14 protein-coding genes and 1 pseudogene are annotated in these 18,427 nt (G+C 71.2%); 6 read left to right on the top strand and 9 right to left on the bottom strand.

The window, feature by feature from the left end; translation table 11 throughout:
• Nucleotides 1-8: 8 nt before the first annotated feature.
• Nucleotides 9-464: pseudogene (dut, locus tag DEJ18_RS06770) on the bottom strand (dUTP diphosphatase); the annotation flags it as partial.
• A 77-nt stretch (nucleotides 465-541) separates the two neighbouring features.
• On the opposite strand from dut, the gene DEJ18_RS06765 reads away from it, so the two are divergent.
• Entirely contained in the window at nucleotides 542-1,024 is a 483-nt protein-coding gene (locus tag DEJ18_RS06765; RefSeq protein WP_111210223.1) for a DUF3093 domain-containing protein, read from the top strand.
• Between the two features lie 109 nt (nucleotides 1,025-1,133).
• Here the strand turns inward: DEJ18_RS06765 and DEJ18_RS06760 are convergent, their stop codons facing one another.
• The gene (locus tag DEJ18_RS06760) at nucleotides 1,134-1,433 is read right to left on the bottom strand and encodes a DUF4193 domain-containing protein (protein ID WP_110825450.1); all 300 of its coding nucleotides are present in this window, start codon (nucleotides 1,431-1,433) and stop codon (nucleotides 1,134-1,136) included.
• A 262-nt stretch (nucleotides 1,434-1,695) separates the two neighbouring features.
• Between DEJ18_RS06760 and sepH the strand changes: the two genes are divergently transcribed.
• Nucleotides 1,696-2,715: a septation protein SepH gene (gene sepH / locus DEJ18_RS06755; protein ID WP_181434170.1), complete on the top strand. Its 1,020-nt coding sequence runs from the start codon at nucleotides 1,696-1,698 to the stop codon at nucleotides 2,713-2,715.
• 102 nt (nucleotides 2,716-2,817) lie between these two features.
• Here the strand turns inward: sepH and DEJ18_RS06750 are convergent, their stop codons facing one another.
• Nucleotides 2,818-3,966, bottom strand: a complete 1,149-nt coding sequence (locus tag DEJ18_RS06750) for an alkaline phosphatase family protein (RefSeq protein WP_111210225.1) — start codon at nucleotides 3,964-3,966, stop codon at nucleotides 2,818-2,820.
• Between the two features lie 43 nt (nucleotides 3,967-4,009).
• On the opposite strand from DEJ18_RS06750, the gene DEJ18_RS06745 reads away from it, so the two are divergent.
• On the top strand, nucleotides 4,010-6,496 hold the full coding sequence (locus DEJ18_RS06745; RefSeq protein ID WP_111210226.1) for a DNA gyrase/topoisomerase IV subunit A: 2,487 nt from the start codon (nucleotides 4,010-4,012) through the stop codon (nucleotides 6,494-6,496).
• 30 nt (nucleotides 6,497-6,526) lie between these two features.
• Here DEJ18_RS06745 and DEJ18_RS06740 read toward each other — a convergent pair whose 3' ends face one another.
• Nucleotides 6,527-8,716, bottom strand: a complete 2,190-nt coding sequence (locus DEJ18_RS06740; protein ID WP_111210227.1) for a DNA gyrase/topoisomerase IV subunit B — start codon at nucleotides 8,714-8,716, stop codon at nucleotides 6,527-6,529.
• 179 nt (nucleotides 8,717-8,895) lie between these two features.
• Between DEJ18_RS06740 and DEJ18_RS06735 the strand changes: the two genes are divergently transcribed.
• Nucleotides 8,896-9,123, top strand: coding sequence for a DUF7455 domain-containing protein (locus DEJ18_RS06735; protein WP_111080230.1), 228 nt, complete (start codon nucleotides 8,896-8,898; stop codon nucleotides 9,121-9,123).
• Between the two features lie 136 nt (nucleotides 9,124-9,259).
• Here DEJ18_RS06735 and DEJ18_RS06730 read toward each other — a convergent pair whose 3' ends face one another.
• The 5 genes from DEJ18_RS06730 to DEJ18_RS06710 form a co-directional block, all read right to left on the bottom strand.
• The gene (locus DEJ18_RS06730) at nucleotides 9,260-10,033 is read right to left on the bottom strand and encodes a type 1 glutamine amidotransferase (protein WP_111210228.1); all 774 of its coding nucleotides are present in this window, start codon (nucleotides 10,031-10,033) and stop codon (nucleotides 9,260-9,262) included.
• Nucleotides 10,030-11,292: a MurT ligase domain-containing protein gene (locus tag DEJ18_RS06725; RefSeq protein ID WP_111210229.1), complete on the bottom strand. Its 1,263-nt coding sequence runs from the start codon at nucleotides 11,290-11,292 to the stop codon at nucleotides 10,030-10,032. The genes DEJ18_RS06730 and DEJ18_RS06725 overlap by 4 nt, the downstream gene beginning before the upstream one ends.
• A 7-nt stretch (nucleotides 11,293-11,299) precedes the next feature.
• Complete coding sequence (locus DEJ18_RS06720) at nucleotides 11,300-12,613, bottom strand: RNA polymerase sigma factor (protein WP_111210230.1); 1,314 nt, start codon at nucleotides 12,611-12,613, stop codon at nucleotides 11,300-11,302.
• A 171-nt stretch (nucleotides 12,614-12,784) separates the two neighbouring features.
• On the bottom strand, nucleotides 12,785-14,104 hold the full coding sequence (locus DEJ18_RS06715; RefSeq protein WP_111210231.1) for an MFS transporter: 1,320 nt from the start codon (nucleotides 14,102-14,104) through the stop codon (nucleotides 12,785-12,787).
• Between the two features lie 216 nt (nucleotides 14,105-14,320).
• Nucleotides 14,321-15,235, bottom strand: coding sequence for a proteasome assembly chaperone family protein (locus DEJ18_RS06710; protein WP_111080235.1), 915 nt, complete (start codon nucleotides 15,233-15,235; stop codon nucleotides 14,321-14,323).
• Nucleotides 15,236-15,330: 95 nt separating this feature from the next.
• Here DEJ18_RS06710 and DEJ18_RS06705 point away from each other — a divergent pair, with 95 nt between their 5' ends.
• Both DEJ18_RS06705 and lpdA read left to right on the top strand, forming a co-directional pair.
• Nucleotides 15,331-16,836: a leucyl aminopeptidase gene (locus DEJ18_RS06705; RefSeq protein ID WP_111210232.1), complete on the top strand. Its 1,506-nt coding sequence runs from the start codon at nucleotides 15,331-15,333 to the stop codon at nucleotides 16,834-16,836.
• Between the two features lie 168 nt (nucleotides 16,837-17,004).
• Nucleotides 17,005-18,378, top strand: a complete 1,374-nt coding sequence (gene lpdA, locus DEJ18_RS06700) for a dihydrolipoyl dehydrogenase (protein ID WP_111210233.1) — start codon at nucleotides 17,005-17,007, stop codon at nucleotides 18,376-18,378.
• The last annotated feature ends 49 nt before the right edge of the window (nucleotides 18,379-18,427 follow it).

Below are 18,427 nucleotides of genomic sequence, written 5' to 3'. Positions count from 1 at the left end.
CCGTACGTGGCCGGATGCCCGACCCGCTCGTCACCGTAGCCCGACGATCCGAACCCGCCCTGGCCGCGCACGCTGTCGGGCAGCTCGGCGACCTCGGTGAAGGTCACCCGCGGGACCGGCAGGACGATGAGCTGCGCGATGCGGTCGCCCACCTGCACGGCGTACGGCTCGGACGCGTCGGTGTTCAGCAACGCGACCTTGACCTCGCCGCGGTAGCCGGCGTCGATCGTGCCCGGCGCGTTCACGACGGTGATGCCGTGCTTGGCGGCGAGTCCGCTGCGTGGCACGACGAACCCGAGGTGCCCGTCCGGCAGCGCGACGGCGAGACCGGTCCCGACCAGGCGCCGCTGCCCGGGCTCGAGGACGAAGGCCTCCGCGGACACGAGGTCGGCCCCGGCGTCACCGGGGTTGGCGAAGACGGGAGCGGCACCGCCGGTCCAGAGCACGTCGACTGCTTCGGTCACGAGACGAGGGTAGTGCAGACCGTGACCGATCCGTGACCTGGGTCGGAGCACGCAGCGGCTCGTGGTCGAATGGAGGGGTGACCGTGTACCGCGAACGACTGTGGGCCCCGCCCGCCCTGTACCTGGCGACGGCGCTCGTCATCCCCGCGAGCCTGCTCGTGTTCCTGCCGATCAGCGTGACGGCCGGCGTCGTCGTGGCGATCGCCATGGAGCTGGCCGTGCTCGTGCTGCTGTGGGTCCTCGCACCCGTGGTCGAGGTGACCGAGACCGAGTTCCGTGCGGGCCGGGCGCACCTGCCCCGGACCGCTGTGGGCGAGGTGGCGGGCTTCACCGGCGCGGCGGCGACGAAGCAGCGCGGGCCGGAGCTCGATGCCCGCGCCTGGACCCTCTTCCGCGGGTACGTCTCGGGCGTGGTGAAGGTCGAGGTCCGCGACGACGCCGACCCGACGCCCTACTGGCTGGTGAGCGTGCGGCACCCGGACGCCGTCACCCGGGCACTCGTCGGCACCTCTGCCGTGCCCGGTGAGGACCGACGGACGACGCGCGACGACCGCCGCTGACCCCGGCGGCATCCCCGGCTCCGACCGCTGCCCCGACACGCAGAACGGCCCGCATCCAGCAGGATGCGGGCCGTTCTGCGCTCAGCAGCGTGGGCTGTCGGACACGGCTCTAGAGAGCAGCGCACTCCATGCACACGGGGCCGAGCTTCGTCTCGTGGTCGAGCTGCGAGCGGTGCTTCACGAGGAAGCACTCCACACACGTGAACTCGTCGACCTGCGGGGGCAGGACGACGACGTCGAGGTCGACGTCACTGAGGTCCTGCCCGGCGAGTTCGAAACTGCCGGGGTTGTCGGAATCGTCGTCGACGACCCCCGACATCTTGTCGGGAACGCGCTCCTTGAGGGCCTCGATCGACTCCGAGTCAGAGTTGTCGTCGGTCTTCCGAGGGGCGTCGTAATCGGTGGCCATGCCCATCCATTTCTCGTATCGAGAGGGTCGTCGCCGGAATCGGCGGCGACAGTTTGCACCACGACCCGTCCGAGTGCAAACCGGGCGGTCGGGCGGTGCGTTCTGGCCGTGCAACCCGGCGCGCACCCCGGCCATTCCCGAGGTCGACGACCTGCACGCGGCACGCCGTGCGCCTCCCCGGAAACTGCCCGGACGGCCTGCATACTCCTCGGGTACGACGCACGACCGTACGCAGGCAGCGGAAGGCGGAACCATGCAAGACGTGAGAGTCATCGGAGTCGAATCCGGGTCACTCCTCCTCGCGACCGACGGCGGGACCGAGTTCCGGTTGCCGGTCACGGCGTCGCTCCCGGCTCAGGTCCGGCAGGCGAACCCGGACTCCGGTCCGCAGAAGCGCGTGTCCCCGAAGGACGTGCAGGCGCGCATCCGCAGTGGTGCCGACGCCGCCGACGTCGCCGCTGCTCTGGGCGTCGAGGTCGAGTACGTCCGCCGCTTCGAGGGACCGGTCCTCGCCGAGCGCGCGTTCATCCTCGACGCCGCACGCCGGGTCAGCGTCACCCCGGTCGACGACGCGGCGCCCGACACCTTCGGTCAGGCGATCACCGCCCGTCTGGAGTCCGGCGACGCGTCCGACATCTCGTGGTCCAGCTGGAAGCACGTCGAGAACGGCTGGCAGGTCCAGGTCCGCTACACGGTCGCCGAGGTCGAGCACGACGCCCAGTGGCGCTTCGACCCGAAGACCGCCACGCTCGTCCCCGACAACGGCGACGCACACCGGCTGTCCCACACCGAGGACGAGGGCATCGCGCCCCGCCTCCGCGCCGTCGAGTACGAGCACCAGGACGACGACGGCACCCGCTTCGACTCCGGCGCCTTCCGCGTCGAGGAGACCCCGACCGAGGACGAGACGGCGGCTCCCGAGGCCACGGAGCGCGCACCGCTCCGTCCGCCGCTCCCCCGGATCGGCACCGCCTACGTCGAGGAACGCGCGCCCGGCAACGAGACCGCCGACCTGCTCGAGGCGCTGCGCCGCCGCCGCGGGGAGCGTGAGGCCGCTTCGTTCTCCGAGCAGCGGGACGCGCCGCGCGGTCCGTCCGTCAGTGTGGTCGACATCCCCCTGCACGGCGCCGACGACTCGGACACCGCCCCGCAGCCGGAGGCCCGGTCCACGTCGAACGCGGAGGGTGACTCCCAGAAGGACCGCCGGAAGCGGAACCGCCGCGCGATGCCGAGCTGGGACGAGATCGTCTTCGGCACACGCCCCGACGACGACACCGTCTGAGCCGTCCGCCACCGAGCAACCGACAGGAGGCCCGTCCCACGTCCGTGGGGCGGGCCTCCTGTCGCGACACGGGCTGGCTCGAGCCAGCGGACGGGCGGGGCGCTACGCGAACGCGCCCGCGAGGCGCAACGGCACGAGGAGTTCGTCGTCGGTCATCGCGCCGTGCTGCCCGATCATCCGGCCGGGGTCGGTGCCGGCCGGGACGGCACGGTCGTCGTTGAAGGCCCACGAGCCGCGGGCGACGAGCAGCACGTCGCCGATCCGGGGCAGCACCTCGGGAGCGACCGCGCCGAACCACCCGGCGGCCACTGCCTCGTCGCGACTCGCCACGACGGCGCGCTTGCCGAGTGCGGTGCGGAACGCCTCGACGAGGGCGGGCACGTCGGTGCCGGGTGCCACGGTCAACTGTCGGCACCGGGGGTCGCCCGCCACACCGACGACGTCGGTCAGGAGCGCGGGGTCCATCGCCAGGTTCGACTCCGGCGGGACGTCGAGGACACCGTGGTCAGCGGTGACGAGCACGCCGACGTCCGGTCCGATCCGGGCCGCCAGCCTCGCGAGTTCACCGTCGACGAGTTCGAGCGCCGCCGTCCACCGGTCGGACTGCCACCCGTGCTTGTGCCCGATCGAGTCGAGTTCCGGGATGTAGAGGTAGACGAGCTGCTGCCCGGTCGCCGTCGCGTCGAGTGCGGCGTCGATCCGGGCGGGGACGGTGTCCGCCGACACGAAGCGCGCGCCACCGAGGACGTTCGCCGTCATGCCCGAGGAGCGGTACCGTCCGGGGGCGACGACGACCGGGTCGACGCCGAGGGCCGAGGCCGCGGTGAACACGGTCCCGGAGCGCAACCACCCGGCGGGCACCTCGTCGTCCCAGCCGCTGAGCAGGTTCATCACCCGGGACTCGTCGGGGTTCCAGCCGCTGTAGCCGACGACGCCGTGCGTGCCGGGCGAGCGGCCCGTGGCCAGGGTGGTCAGCGCGGCGGCCGTGGTCGTCGGGAACCCGCTCCGCAGGCGCTTCTTCGTCGCCGTCAGGAACCGGGCGTGCCCGGACCTGGCGGCGAGGGCGTTCGCCCCGAGTCCGTCGACGAGCACGACGACGGCGGAACGGGCGGTGCGGAGGGCGATCCGGGCCTCCAGGCCGTGGTCCCGCAGCCAGGCGTCGTCGGCGGCGCCCAGCGCGACCAGACAACTCGGCAGCACGTCGGCGAGGTTCGCGGCGCCGTCGGGGGCCGTCGGTACGCTTGTTCCCACCCCCAGAGTCTCCCAGATCGAACTGGGTCAGCAGGAAGGTGCCATGGCACGCACGGACGTCGTCGGTCTGCCCGACGGTGAGCGCATCGAGGACGTCGACGTCTCGGAGGAGATGCAGGGCTCCTTCCTGGAGTACGCGTACTCCGTCATCTACTCGCGCGCCCTGCCCGACGCCCGCGACGGCCTGAAGCCCGTGCAGCGACGCATCCTGTACCAGATGGCCGAGATGGGCCTGCGCCCGGACCGCGGGCACGTCAAGAGCGCGCGCGTCACGGGCGAGGTGATGGGCAAGCTGCACCCGCACGGCGACGGAGCCATCTACGACGCGCTCGTCCGGCTCGCCCAGCCGTTCACGATGCGGGTCCCGCTCGTCGACGGACACGGCAACTTCGGCTCGCTCGACGACGGACCCGCAGCCGCCCGGTACACCGAGGCGCGGCTCGCCGAGCCGTCGATGGCGATGACCGAGGGGCTCGGCGAGGACGTCGTCGACTTCGTCCCGAACTACGACAACCAGATCATGCAGCCGAGCGTGCTGCCGGCGGCGTTCCCGAACCTGCTCGTCAACGGCGCCTCGGGCATCGCGGTCGGCATGGCGACGAACATGGCGCCGCACAACCTCGGCGAGGTGGTCGAGGCCGCGAAGCACCTGCTCCTGCACCCGCAGGCCACCCTCGACGAGCTGATGGAGTTCGTGCCGGGTCCCGACCTGCCCTCTGGCGGCACCATCGTCGGGCTCTCCGGCGTGCGGGACGCCTACGCCACCGGGCGCGGCACCTTCCGGACCCGCGCGAAGGTCTCCGTCGAGAACCTCACGCCGCGCAAGACCGGGCTGGTCGTGACCGAGCTGCCGTACCTGGTCGGTCCGGAGCGGGTCATCGAGAAGATCAAGGACGGGGTGCAGGCGAAGAAGCTCGTCGGCATCTCGGACGTGAACGACCTCACCGACCGCAACCACGGTCTGCGGCTCGTCATCGGCATCAAGTCCGGCTTCAACCCCACAGCGGTCCTCGAGCAGCTGTACAAGCACACCCCGCTCGAGGAGAACTTCGGCATCAACAACGTCGCGCTCGTCGACGGGTCCCCGCGCACGCTCGGACTGCGCGACCTGCTCGACGTGTACGTGCGGCACCGCCTGTCCGTCGTCACGCGGCGGTCCGAGTACCGACTCGCCCGGCGCCGGGAGCGGCTGCACCTGGTGGAGGGGTTGCTCATCGCGATCCTCGACATCGACGAGGTCATCCAGGTCATCCGCACGTCCGACGACTCCGAGGCCGCCCGCAACCGGCTGCGCGACGTGTTCGACCTGTCCGAGGTGCAGGCCGAGTACATCCTCGAACTGCGCCTCCGACGCCTGACGAAGTTCTCGCGCATGGAGCTCGAGGGCGAACGCGACCAGCTGCTCGCCGACATCGCCGCGCTCGAGGAGCTCCTGGCGTCCGACGACCGTCTGCGGGCCCAGGTGGCGACGGAGCTCTCCGAGGTGTCCGACCGGTTCGCCACGCCCCGCCGCACCCTCCTCACCGAGGCAGACGCCCCGGTCCGCGGCGGGCGCAAGGCAGCGGTCGACCCCGAGTCGCTGCAGGTCGCGGACGCCCCGTGCCGCGTGCTGCTCTCGACCACCGGGCGGCTCGTCCGGGTCGACATCCCCGCAGCCGAGTCGGGCATCGTACACGTGCCGAAGCGCTCGAAGCACGACGCCGTCCGCTCGGCTGTCGTCTCGACCGTCCGCGGGCAGGTCGGTGCACTCACCTCCACCGGCCGTGTGCTGCGGTTCTCCCCCGTCGACGTGCCCGCCGTCCCGCCCGCGTCCGTCCGGCTCGACGCCGGCGTCCGGATGACCGACTACCTGGGCATCACGAAGTCCGTGACCGTGGTCGCGCTCGTGTCCCTCGACGCCACGGCGCCCGGATCCCTCGCGATCGGCACCGCGCAGGGCGTCGTGAAGCGCGTCGTCCCCGGGGCATGGACGGACAAGCCCGAGGTCGTGGCGATCGGGCTGAAGCCCGGGGACCGGGTCGTCGGTGCCACCCAGGCACCCGAGTCGGACGACCTGGTGTTCATCACGTCGAACGCGCAACTGCTGCGGTTCCCGGCCGCCGCCGTCCGCCCGCAGGGGCTGCCGGCCGGAGGAGTCGCCGGGGTGTCGCTCGCGGCGGGCGCGTCGGTGATCTGGTTCGGCTCCGTCGCGCTCACCGAGGACTCCGTGGTCGCCACCGTCTCGACGACGTCGACAGCACTCCCGGGGACCGATGCCGGGCGTGCCAAGGTGTCCGCGCTGACCGAGTTCCCGGCGAAGGGCCGCGGCACGCAGGGGGTCCGCGCGCACGCGTTCCTCAAGGGCGAGGACGGCCTGACGGTGGCCTGGGCGGGCGTCGCTCCGCCGCACGCCGTGGGTGCGGACGGTGCCGCCCGGACCCTGCCGGACTGGCTGTCGAAGCGCGACGGGTCGGGCAGTCCGCTCGACGCCGAGGTCGTCACCATCGGCGGCAGTGCGGCGGCGGTCGACGGGACGCGCGGCGAGGCCTGACGCGGCCGGCGGGTCCGTCGCCCCGATCGGTCAGGCGTCGATGCGCTCGCGGTCGAGGCCCTCGCCGGCCAGGATGAACTCCTTGCGCGGTGCGACGTCGTTGCCCATCAGCAGCTCGAAGACCTTCGCCGCCGACTCGGCGTCCGACACGTTCACGCGACGCAGGGTGCGGTGTGCCCGGTCCATCGTCGTCTCGGCGAGCTGGTCGGCGTCCATCTCCCCCAGGCCCTTGTAGCGCTGGATCGGCTCGAGGTACTTCTTGTTCGAACGCTCGAGCTTCTTCAGCAGGGTCGTGAGTTCCTGCTCGGAGTAGGTGTACAGGGTGTCGTTCGGCTTGCCGCGGTTGACCACCACCACCCGGTGCAACGGCGGTACCGCGGCGAACACCCGGCCCTGCTCGATCATCGGACGCATGTACCGGAAGAACAGCGTCAGCAGCAGCGTCCGGATGTGGGCGCCGTCGACGTCGGCGTCGGACATGATGATGACCTTGCCGTAGCGCGCCTGGTCGAGCTCGAACGTGCGCCCGGACCCCGCGCCGATCACCTGGATGATCGAGGCGCACTCGGCGTTCGAGAGCATGTCCGACACGGACGCCTTCTGGACGTTGAGGATCTTGCCGCGGATGGGCAGGAGCGCCTGGTACTCGCTGTTGCGGGCGAGCTTCGCGGTCCCCAGTGCCGAGTCACCCTCGACGATGAAGAGCTCGGTGCCGTCGACGTCGTTCGACCGGCAGTCGGCGAGCTTCGTCGGCAGCGAGGAGTTCTCGAGCGCGTTCTTGCGGCGCTGCGTCTCCTTGTGTGCCCGCGCGGAGATGCGGGTCTTCATCTCGGCGACGACCTTCTCGAGCACGACCGCGGCCTGGGCCTTCTCCGTCCGCTGCGTCGAGGTGAGGATCTCGGTCATCCGCTTCGAGACGACGGAGTCGAGGATCCGTCGGACGGCCGGCGTCCCGAGGATCTCCTTCGTCTGCCCCTCGAACTGCGGCTCGGGCAGGCGCACGGTCAGCACGGCGGTGAGGCCGGCGAGCACGTCGTCCTTCTCGAGCTTGTCCTGGCCGACCTTGAGCTTGCGGGCGTTGGCCTCGACCTGGGCACGCACGGCCTTGACCAGGCCCGACTCGAACCCGGCCTGGTGCGTGCCGCCCTTCGGCGTCGCGATGATGTTGACGAAGCTGCGGAACACCGTCTCGTACCCGTCGCCCCAGCGCAGGGCGACGTCCACCTCGCACGTGCGCTCGACCTCGGTCGAGACCATGTGGCCCTTGTCGTCGAGCATCGGCACGGTCTCCTTGAAGGTGCCGGTCCCCTGGATGCGCCACACGTCGGTCTTCGCGCCGTCGACGGCGAGGTGCTCGACGAACTCGCCGATGCCGCCCTCGTACCGGAAGCGTTCGACGACGGGCCCCTGCTCGAGGACCGGCGTCGCGTCCTGCTCGGCACCGGCCGGAGCCGCGCCGTCCGACGCGCCGGCGTCCGGAGCGGACACCGCCAGCGCGGCCCGCTGGGCAGCGGCGGCGATCGACGCCGGCCGAGCGTCGGTGATCGTGAGCCCGAGCCCCGGCACCAGGAACGCGGTCTGTCGCGCACGGTTGACGAGGTCCCCGGTGCTGAACGCCGCGTCCTTGGTGAAGATCTGCCGGTCCGCCCAGTAGCGCACCCGCGTCCCCGTCACGCCCTTCTTCACCTTGCCGACCACGCGCAGTTCGCTGCCCGACGTGAACGGCGCGAAGGGCGCGTCCGGACCGATGCCCTGCGAGTCGTCGAACACGCCCGGCTCGCCCCGGTGGAACGACATGGCGTAGGTCTTGCCGCCGCGGTCGACCTGCACGTCGAGGCGTTCGGACAGTGCGTTGACGACCGAGGCGCCGACGCCGTGCAGACCGCCGGAGGCCGCGTACGACCCCGACCCGAACTTGCCACCGGCGTGGAGCTTCGTGAAGACGACCTCGACCCCGGTCAGGCCGGTCTTCGGCTCGACGTCGACGGGGATGCCACGCGCGAGGTCGGACACCTCGACCGACCCGTCCGCGTGCAGCGTCACGCCGATCTCGTCACCGTGCCCGGCCAGCGCTTCGTCGACGGAGTTGTCGATGACCTCCCACAGGCAGTGCATGAGGCCGCGGGAGTCCGTCGAACCGATGTACATGCCGGGACGCTTCCGGACCGCCTCGAGTCCTTCGAGGACCGAGAGGTGCCGTGCGGAGTAGTCGGAGCTCACCTGAGAAGGGTACCGATCCGCACCGACACCAGCGGGCGGGACGAGCCGTGACCCTCGGCCTGGGGACAACCGCTCCGCGCTCAGCGAACGAGGCCCGTCAGGATGCGGGGCATCCAGGCAGGACGTGTTGGAATGGATGCATTCACCGCACCGTACTGCGATCCGTGAGGAGCACAGCAATGACCCAGACCGTGCAGGACCTCTCCGTCGACGAACTCAGCAACAACCACCAGCTCACCGCGGCCGACCGCTGCGACAGCTGCGGTGCGCAGGCCTACATCCGCGCCACCATGGCCAGTGGTGAACTCCTGTTCTGCGCCCACCACGGCGCCGAGTTCAAGGACAAGCTGGCTGCCACCGCACTCGAGTGGCACGACGAATCGTCGCGACTCCACGAGTCCAAGTAGGACCCGTCCGAGCAGGCGACGCCGCCGCGACAGACTGGAGGCCCGGTGCCGGTTCCGTGAACCAGCACCGGGCCTCCGGTCTGTCGCCCGCCGGTCGGCGGGCAGCTTCGCCCACCGGACGGCGGGCAGCGCGTCGCTAGGCGATGCGCTTGAACGCCTTGTCGACGTAGCGGTCGATCGTCGCGCGCGCCTCGCGGGCGTAGCGGTCGATCGTGGCGGTGCGTTCCGCGTCCGGCGCGTACGACCGGCCGAGCCGCGCGGTCGCCGCCGCGAGGACCGCATCGGTGAGCTGCGGGTTGAGCGGCAGGATCGGTCCCTGCGTGTGGGTGCCGAACGAGGTCCCGGCGATCGCTCCCTCGACCGGGGCGCCGGCCTGGCTGCCGCCGCCGGACACGACGTCGGCGAACGGCTCGACACCGTCGGCGAGCTCGATGCGCGCGGCGTGGTCCTCGAACCCCGCCAGACGCGTCGGTGCCCCTGGGAGCAGCGGGTAACGGGTCTCGAGCACGAAGTAGTTCACCCGGCGCTCGGCACCGCGGACAGCACGGGCGTCGAACACCCCGAAGCCGTCGACCGGTGCCCCCTCGGTGGGGACGACCTGCTGCGTGGCGAGGTCGAATCCCCCACCGACGGCGATGACCGGCACTCCGGCCGCGGCGAACGCACGCAGGGGTGCTCCGATGCGGGAGACGTCGGCACCGAGGGACCGCATCGCACTGAGCGGTCCGTTCCCGACCAGGACGACATCGGCCGTCGTGGGCAGCTCGTCACCCGGGGCGTACTCCACGACCTCGGTCGCGATGTCGGCCGCGTCGGCACGCCGGACCAGCGCCGCGACGTTGCCGCGGTCGCCGGAGACACCCATCTGGCGTGGGTACACGTGCAGGATGGTCAGGCGATCGGCCGTCATGCGGTCTTCTCCAGGTCCGGGTGGCCGAGGGCCTTCCGGGCGATCATCATGATCTCGTAGTTGACGATGAAGTTCTTCGTGCCGGTCGTCGTCGCGCCGAGGCCCTGCATGTGGCGGATGGCCGACTCGACGTCGGGTTCGACCCGGCCGATGCGGACGCCGGCGTGCTCCAGGGCGATCGCGATCTGCCAGGCCTTGTCACCCGAGACGACGTCGACGTGGTCGAGATTCGAGAAGTCGATGTCGTAGATCCAGGAGATGTCCGGCGTGCCCTCGTCGATCGCCATGAGCACCTGTTCCGGGTGCGCCGGCAGGGCATCGAGGTTGAGCTGCAGGCTCGCGGCGTTCTTGAACATCGTGAACTCGGCGGACTCCCCCGCGATCGGCAGCCGCTCACCACGGCCGTAGGCCGGCTTCATCCGCTCGAACGCCTTCGTCACGGCGTCCGGGCGGAACTGCTCGCCGAGGGCAGCACTCGCGGTGGCGGTGGCCGCCGCCGCGTCGACGGCGTAGTGCAGGCCGCGCGCCGGGAGACGCACCGGGACCTGGTCGCCGGCGAAGGCGATCGTCGCACCGTCACCCGTGAAGGTCACGACCTCGGCGTCCGCGGTCGTCTGCGCACGATCGGCTCCCGCGAAGAAGTCGTCGGCGTTCTGCAGGCCGTTCGGCGCGGCGGCGACGACCTCGGTGCTGGCGCCGAACCGGAGCACGCGCTGCCCCTCGACGGCCGTGTAGGCGTCGAGGAACTGGTCGTCGTGGTTCGTGATGACGTTCGCGGTCGACAGGGCCGCCGTGTCGAGCATCATCGTCGCGACGCGCTCGGTCTCGAAGAACCGGTAGAGCTGGTCGACCTGGACGTTGAGCATCGTCACCGTGGACGGCGACAGGATGCCGGCCAGCTCGACCGCGAAGGCCTCGTCGACCTCGAGGATCCCGATGTCGGCCTTGAGCTTGCCGGTGAGCGAGACCTCGGAGAGGAGCGCCGACGCGATGCCCTGCGGCAGGTTCGCACCGGACGGGTTCGTGAAGACCCGGAGCCCGTGCGCGCGCACGATCTCGGAGATCATGTGGGTCGTCGTGGACTTGCCGTTCGAGCCGAGCACGAAGACGACGCCGTTCGGGAACTGTCGCGTGACGTGCTGCAGGAAGTCCGGCACGAGCTTGAGGACGATGTAGCCCGGGTAGGCGGACCCACCGCCCCGCGCACGAGCGAGGGCACGGAGGATCCGCCCGACCAGGATCGGGATCGCGAAGCGCACGTCCGGCCTACTCGAGGTAGTCGCGGAGCGACTGCGACCGGGACGGGTGGCGGAGCTTCGCCATCGTCTTCGACTCGATCTGACGGATGCGCTCGCGCGTGACGCCGAACGTGTCACCGATCTGGTCGAGGGTCTTCGGCTGGCCGTCGCCGAGGCCGAAGCGCATCCGGATCACGCCGGCCTCGCGCTCGGACAGGGAGTCGAGCAGGCTCTCGAGCTGCTTCTGCAGCATCGTGAAGCCCACGGCGTCGGCCGGGACCACGGCTTCGGTGTCCTCGATGAGGTCACCGAACTCGGAGTCGCCGTCCTCGCCGAGCGGCGTGTGCAGCGAGATCGGCTCGCGGCCGTACTTCTGCACCTCGACGACCTTCTCGGGCGTCATGTCGAGCTCGCGCGCCAGTTCTTCCGGCGTGGGTTCGCGGCCGAGGTCCTGCAGCATCTGCCGCTGGACGCGGGCGAGCTTGTTGATGACCTCGACCATGTGCACGGGGATGCGGATGGTGCGCGCCTGGTCGGCCATGGCACGGGTGATCGCCTGGCGGATCCACCACGTCGCGTAGGTCGAGAACTTGAAGCCCTTGGTGTAGTCGAACTTCTCGACCGCACGGATCAGACCCAGGTTGCCTTCCTGGATGAGGTCGAGGAACTGCATCCCGCGGCCGGTGTAGCGCTTGGCGAGCGACACGACGAGGCGGAGGTTCGCCCCGAGCAGGTGCGACTTCGCACGCTGACCGTCACGAGCGACCCAGCGGAGCTCGCGCTCCTCCGGCTTCGACAGGCCGGTGGAGTGCTGCAGCTTGTCCTCGGCGAACAGGCCGGCCTCGATGCGCATCGCGAGCTCGACCTCCTGCTCGGCGTTGAGCAGCGCGACCTTGCCGATCTGCTTGAGGTAGTCCTTCACCGGGTCGGCCGTGGCGCCCGTGATGGTCGTCGAGTAGACCGGCGCCTCGTCGTCGTCGGTCTGGGAGATGACGAGCGCACCCGCGGCGACCGCGGCAGCCTCGGTCGTGGGCTTCGCAGCCGAGTCGTCCTCGGTGTCCTCGGCGACGTCGTCGGTCGTCTCGGTGACGTCCTCCGCCACCTCGACCGGCGCGTCGTCCTCGCCGTCGCCGTCCTCGTCGTCAGCGGCGGCCGTGGCCTTCTTGCCGGCCGCCTTCTTCGGAGCCGCCTTCTTCGGGGCGGCCTTCTTGGCGGCGGTGGTGGTCCTGGTGGCGCGCTTCTTCGGCGCGACCGTGCCTTCCGTCTCCGTGGCGTCTTCCGCCACGACGCCGTCGGGCGTGGTGTCCTTCGTGGGATCGACCGTCGTGCTCCGGGCAGCCATGCGATCACCTTCCTCGTCGTGCCACGTTCCTGGGGTCGTGGCCTTCCCTCGCCGCCCAGGGCCACCGCCGCAGTCCCCCACGTCGTCTGGTCCTACCGTTCCGGGCAGCACTAGGACCCATGTCAAGTCCCCCGACGTCGGACGCGGGGAACCCGAAAGGGTCCGTGGTCATTATTGCACGCGCCGTTTCCGCAAGCGTGCAACGAGTGCAACCCACAGCGGCCCCACCCGTATTCCGTCCTCTGCGTGCAGACGCGCGCGGGTGCGTCGGCGTGCGAGCAGCAGCATGACGACGCCGAACCCGACCACGACGTACTGCACGGTCATCGCCACGCGGAAGTTCTGCCAGGCGAACGTCTCCGTCCCCGAGGCGGACGCCAGCACGTCGAGCGACGTGCCGATCGCGAACATCATCACGAAGGCCGCCAGGAAGCCGCCGACGTTGACCACGCCGTTCGCCGAGCCGAGCGACCCCACCGGGTTGAACGACCGGGCGAAGTCGAACCCGATGAGCGATCCGGGGCCGCCGACACCCATCGCCACCACCAGCAGGACGAGGAGCCACGTGGGTGGCTGACCCGGCCAGAGCAGGACGGCGGTCCACACGACACCGAGCGCCGTGACGATCCCGAGGACCAGGTTGGAGCGCCGCATCGGGAAGCGTGCGCACAGGAGCCCGAGGACGGGTCCCGCGACGAACCCGACGACCACGATGACGGTGAGGAAGCTCGCCGCCTCGGTCGGTGAGTACCCGAGCCCGCGGAGCATCGGCACACCCCAGAGCAGGCTGAACACGGTGCCCGACGACTGGGTGACGTAGTGCGACCAGAACCCGAGTTGCGTGCCCGGGCGTCGGAGTGCGTGGCCGAACGTGCTGAACGCGGCCGCCCACGAGTGCGGGATCGGGATCGTGTCGGTGCGCACGGCCACCGGACCGGCCCGGACGAACACCACCGCCAGGACCAGTCCGAACGCGCTGGCGATCGCCGCGACACCGAACGCCGCGTCCCACCCGAGGGAGTGCAGGAGCAGGGCGAACGGGAACGCGGAGACGATCTGGCCGACCTGCCCGAGGTTGCCCGTCCACTGCGAGATCTGCGGCAGCAGGGACCCGGTGAACCACATCGGGAGCAGACGCATCACCGAGATGAAGGTCATCGCGTCGCCGGCACCGACCAGCACCCGCCCGACGATCGCCGGGCCGATGGTGGGCGACAGGGCCACCACGGCCTGTCCGATGGTCAGCAGCAGCGCTCCGAGGAGGACCAGTCGCCGCGGGCCGACGCGGTCGAGCGCGATCCCCACGGGGATCTGCAGGCCCGCGTACACGGCGATCTGCACGACGGCGAGTGTCGACAGCACGGCGGCGGACACGGCGAAACGGTCCTGCGCGTCGACCCCGGAGACACCGAGGGACGACCGCTGCACGACCGCCAGGACGTACGCCAGGACGGCGACGCCCCAGACGACGAAGGCGCGGCGGGAGTTCACCCGACCAGGCTAGCCACCGCTCGAGCGGCACCTGCGCGGCCGCCGGTGCCGGTGGACGGATCAGCCCGGAGCGCGGGCTGTGGAGCACCGGGTACGGGCCGCGCGGGCTGTGGAGCACCGGGGACGGGCCGCGCGCACCGCGCGGCGTCCGTCGGGACGGGAGGCGTGACGGCGGGAGGCGGACCAGCGGGGGCGACCCGGGCCTCCGGACCGACGTCAGTCGTCGTCGGCCGTGCGACGGTCCGCGAGGAAGCGTTCGAGCTCGGCGGCGATCGCGTCCGCCGTCGGCACCTGACCGTCGGCGCCCGTCAGCGGCGACGCCACCGGGTTGCCCTCCATGTACGTGTCGTGGCGCTGCTCGAGCGCCCCGACCAGCCGCTGCAGCTCGGCGTTGCCGGCGACCTGCTCATCGACCCGGGACAGGAACTCCCGGCCCTCCTCGCGGAGAGCGTCGGTCGGGAAGATGAGCCCGGTCGCGGCCGAGATGCCGGACAGGGCGGCGACCGCTGCGTCCGGGAACTCCGTGTCGGACAGGTAGTGCGGCACGAGCAGCACGAGACCGGTGACCTGCTGCCCGAGCTCGGCGAGACGGTGCTCGACCAGGTGCAGGACGTTCGCCGGCGCCTGGGTCTCGGGCTTCCAGACGCTCAGGGACTCGACCAGGTCGGCGCGGGTGCCCGAGATCGTCATGCCGATCGACCGGGTGTGCGGGACCGGCATGGGGATCGCCTGCACCCACGTCGTGTCCGCGACCTGCAGGTCCTCTGCCAGGTCGACGACGGCGCGGACGAAGCGGTTCCACTGGAAGTCCGGCTCGTACCCGGAGAGGAACAGGAACTGCTGCCCCAGTTCGTCACGCACGAGGTGCAGGGTCAGCCGCGGCGGTTCCACCGCGGTGATGTGGTCGTGCTCGAAGGTGATCACCGGACGACGGGCACGCCAGTCGAGCAGGACGTCCGGGTCGAACTCGGCCACGAGCTGCGTCTCGAGCGTGCCGGTGATCGACGCGGTGATCTGCGCCACCGCCGAACCCGCATCCGCGAAGCCCGTGAGGGCGGCGACGAGGTGCAACCCGGCAGGGACCGTCGGGGCGGACTCGTCGAGCGTGTAGAGGTCCTCGGGGTGGTTCACCAGGCCAATGCTAGGCGGGGCCACCGACGCGACCCGGGCAGCGGCCCACGCCGACAGCGAACAGGCCGACAGAGGGCCGTCAGTAGGCTGGACGCATGGTCCGACCGACGCTCTCCACCACTTCCTCCTCCCCCGCCTCCGTCGACGCCGACGTGCTCGTCGTGGGTGTCCGTCCCGGCACCGACGGCGGCCCCGCGACACTCGCACCGAGCGCTGCCGGCACCGTCGCCGGCCTCGAGCAGCTCGACCTCGGCGCCGTCGGCGCGACCGGCGCGAAGGACCAACTCGTCCGCATCCCCGGCGGCGCACCCGCCGGCGTCGCCGCCGGCGGCATCGCGCTCGTCGGGCTCGGCAGTGCGACCGGCCCCGCCGCCGTCCGCTCCGCCGCCGGCAGTGCCGTCCGCCAGCTCCCGCACGTCGCCGCGATCGCCCTCGCCCTGCCGACCGAGGACGACGAGACCGTCGCCGCCGCGCTCGAGGGCGCAGCCCTCGGTTCCTACGCGTTCACCCGCCACAAGGGCGCCGGCACCACCGGGCCAGCCCGCGGCGACCAGCGCATCACCGTCGTCGCGCCCGCATCGGTCGACGCCGACGCCACGGTCCGACCGGCGATCGTCGCCGACGCCGCGGCGCTCGTGCGCGACCTCGTCAACACCGCCGCCGGGGACCTCGGTCCGTCCGACGTCGCCGAGGTCGCCACCGCCGTCGCCGACGGGCTGCCCCTCACCGTGGAGGTCCTCGACGAGACCGAGCTCGAGGAGCAGGGCTTCGGCGGCATCGCCGGTGTCGGTCGCGGGTCCGTCCGTCCGCCGCGGCTCGTCGTCGTCCGCTACGAGCCCGCCGGAGCCACCAGGCACCTCGCGCTCGTCGGGAAGGGCATCACGTTCGACTCCGGCGGCCTCTCGCTGAAGCCCGCGGCGTCGATGCTCGGGATGAAGACCGACATGACCGGTGCCGCGACGGTGCTCGCCGCGACGGTCGCCGCGGCACGCCTCGGCCTCGACACGAAGGTCACCGCGTGGCTCTGCCTCGCCGAGAACATGCCGTCCGGATCGGCGACGCGCCCCGGGGACGTCCTCACCCTGAAGAACGGCAAGACGGTGGAGGTCACCAACACCGACGCCGAAGGGCGCCTCGTCCTCGGTGACGGCATGGCCGCGGCCTCGCTCGAGCAGCCCGACGCGATCGTCGACGTCGCGACGCTCACCGGCGCCCAGATGGTCGCCCTGGGCGACCGGACGACGGGACTCATGGGCAGCGACGAGTTCGTCGCCCGGGTCCGCGCCGTCGCCGACGCCGTCGCCGAGCCGGTCTGGCCGATGCCGATGCCGGAGGAGCTCGACGCACGACTGGCGAGCGACGTCGCCGACATGGTCAACGCCACGGTCGGCCAGACCGCGGGCGGCATGCTCCTGGCCGCGAAGTTCCTCGAGCGCTTCGTCGGTACGACGGCCGACGGTGTGACCATCCCGTGGGCACACCTCGACATCGCCGGCCCCTCGGAGAACCGCGGCGCGGGATACGGATGGCTCGGCAAGGGCGCGACCGGCGTGATGGTCCGGACCCTGGTCGCACTCGCAGAAGACCTGCAGTCCAAGTAGTAGGTTTGGTTCCGGCGGGGCCGCCGCGTCAGCGTGCTCCCCGCCGGAACTGACGGGACGGGACCGGCACCGACGGTCCGACCGCCGGACGCCGCCGCGCGGTGTCCACCGGGACGGCGTCCAAGAGACACCAAGCCGCCCCTGACACGCACGAGGGAGTTGCACCAGGTGACGGAACAGACTTACGACGTCGTGGTCCTCGGTGGCGGCAGCGGCGGCTACGCCGCAGCGCTCCGGGCCGCCGAGCTCGGCATGAGCGTCGCGCTCATCGAGGGAGACAAGCTCGGAGGGACGTGTCTGCACCGCGGCTGCATCCCCACGAAGGCGTTGCTGCACTCGGCCGAGATCGCCGACGGCACCCGTGACGCCGAGAAGTACGGCGTCCTCGCCGAGTTCGCCGGGGTCGACGTCCCCAAGGTCATCGAGTACCAGCAGGGCGTCATCAACTCGAAGTACAAGGGCCTGCAGGGACTCATCAAGGCCCGCGGCATCACCGTGGTCGAGGGTTGGGGTCGCCTGACCTCGCAGAACACCGTGCAGGTCGGCGACCAGACCGTGACCGGGCGCAACGTCGTCCTGGCCACCGGCTCCTACTCGAAGTCGCTGCCCGGCCTCGAGATCGGCGGCCGCGTGATCACCTCCGAGACCGCCCTCCGCATGGACTACGTCCCGAACAAGGTCGTCATCCTCGGCGGCGGCGTGATCGGCGTCGAGTTCGCCAGCGTCTGGAAGTCCTTCGGCGCCGACGTCACCATCGTCGAGGGCCTGCCGCACCTCATCCCCGCCGAGGACGAGTCGATGTCCAAGCAGCTCGAGCGCGCGTTCCGCAAGCGCGGCATCGAGTTCTCGCTCGGCGTCCGGTTCGACCACGTCGACCAGCACGAGAACGGCGTCGTCGTGACGCTCGAGGACGGCAAGACCTACGAGGGCGACGTCCTCCTGGTCGCCGTCGGCCGTGGTCCGGTCACCCAGAACGTCGGCTACGACGAGGTCGGCGTGGCGATGGACCGCGGGTTCGTCACCACGAACGAGCGCCTCCTCACCAACCTGCCGAACGTCTACGCCGTCGGCGACATCGTCCCCGGTCTGCAGCTCGCCCACCGCGGCTTCCAGCAGGGCATCTTCGTCGCCGAGGAGATCGCCGGCCTCAACCCGGTCGTCATCTCCGACACGAACATCCCGAAGGTCACGTACTCCGACCCCGAGGTCGCCTCGGTCGGTCTCTCCCAGGCGAAGGCCGAGGAGCAGTACGGGGCCGACAAGGTCGACACCTACGAGTACAACCTCGCCGGCAACGGCCGGAGCCACATCATCGGCACGGCCGGCGCGGTGAAGGTCGTCCGCGTCATCGACGGCCCGGTCGTCGGTGTCAGCATGATCGGCGCCCGCGTCGGCGAGCTCATCGGCGAGGCTCAGCTCGCCGTCAACTGGGAGGCACACCCGGAGGACGTCGCGCCGCTCGTGCACGCACACCCCACGCAGAACGAAGCCCTCGGCGAGGCGTTCCTGCACCTCGCGGGCAAGCCGCTGCACGCGCTGTGAACCACACGCCCGTGCACACCACGAACACCACAACCACGCACCACGCCTG

The sequence above is a fragment of the Curtobacterium sp. MCSS17_015 genome, from assembly GCF_003234265.2.
Classification (GTDB): Bacteria; Actinomycetota; Actinomycetes; order Actinomycetales; family Microbacteriaceae; genus Curtobacterium.
Note: the sequence above shows the minus strand (reverse complement) of the source record. Positions and strands in the feature narration are given on the sequence as shown.

Coding starts and splice junctions, on each gene's coding strand:
- DEJ18_RS06760 (WP_110825450.1), bottom strand. CDS start 1,433: ATGGCCACCGATTACGACGCCCCTCGGAAGACCGACGACAACTCTGAC.
- DEJ18_RS06745 (WP_111210226.1), top strand. CDS start 4,010: ATGGCACGCACGGACGTCGTCGGTCTGCCCGACGGTGAGCGCATCGAG.
- DEJ18_RS06735 (WP_111080230.1), top strand. CDS start 8,896: ATGACCCAGACCGTGCAGGACCTCTCCGTCGACGAACTCAGCAACAAC.
- DEJ18_RS06730 (WP_111210228.1), bottom strand. CDS start 10,033: ATGACGGCCGATCGCCTGACCATCCTGCACGTGTACCCACGCCAGATG.
- DEJ18_RS06720 (WP_111210230.1), bottom strand. CDS start 12,613: ATGGCTGCCCGGAGCACGACGGTCGATCCCACGAAGGACACCACGCCC.
- DEJ18_RS06705 (WP_111210232.1), top strand. CDS start 15,331: ATGGTCCGACCGACGCTCTCCACCACTTCCTCCTCCCCCGCCTCCGTC.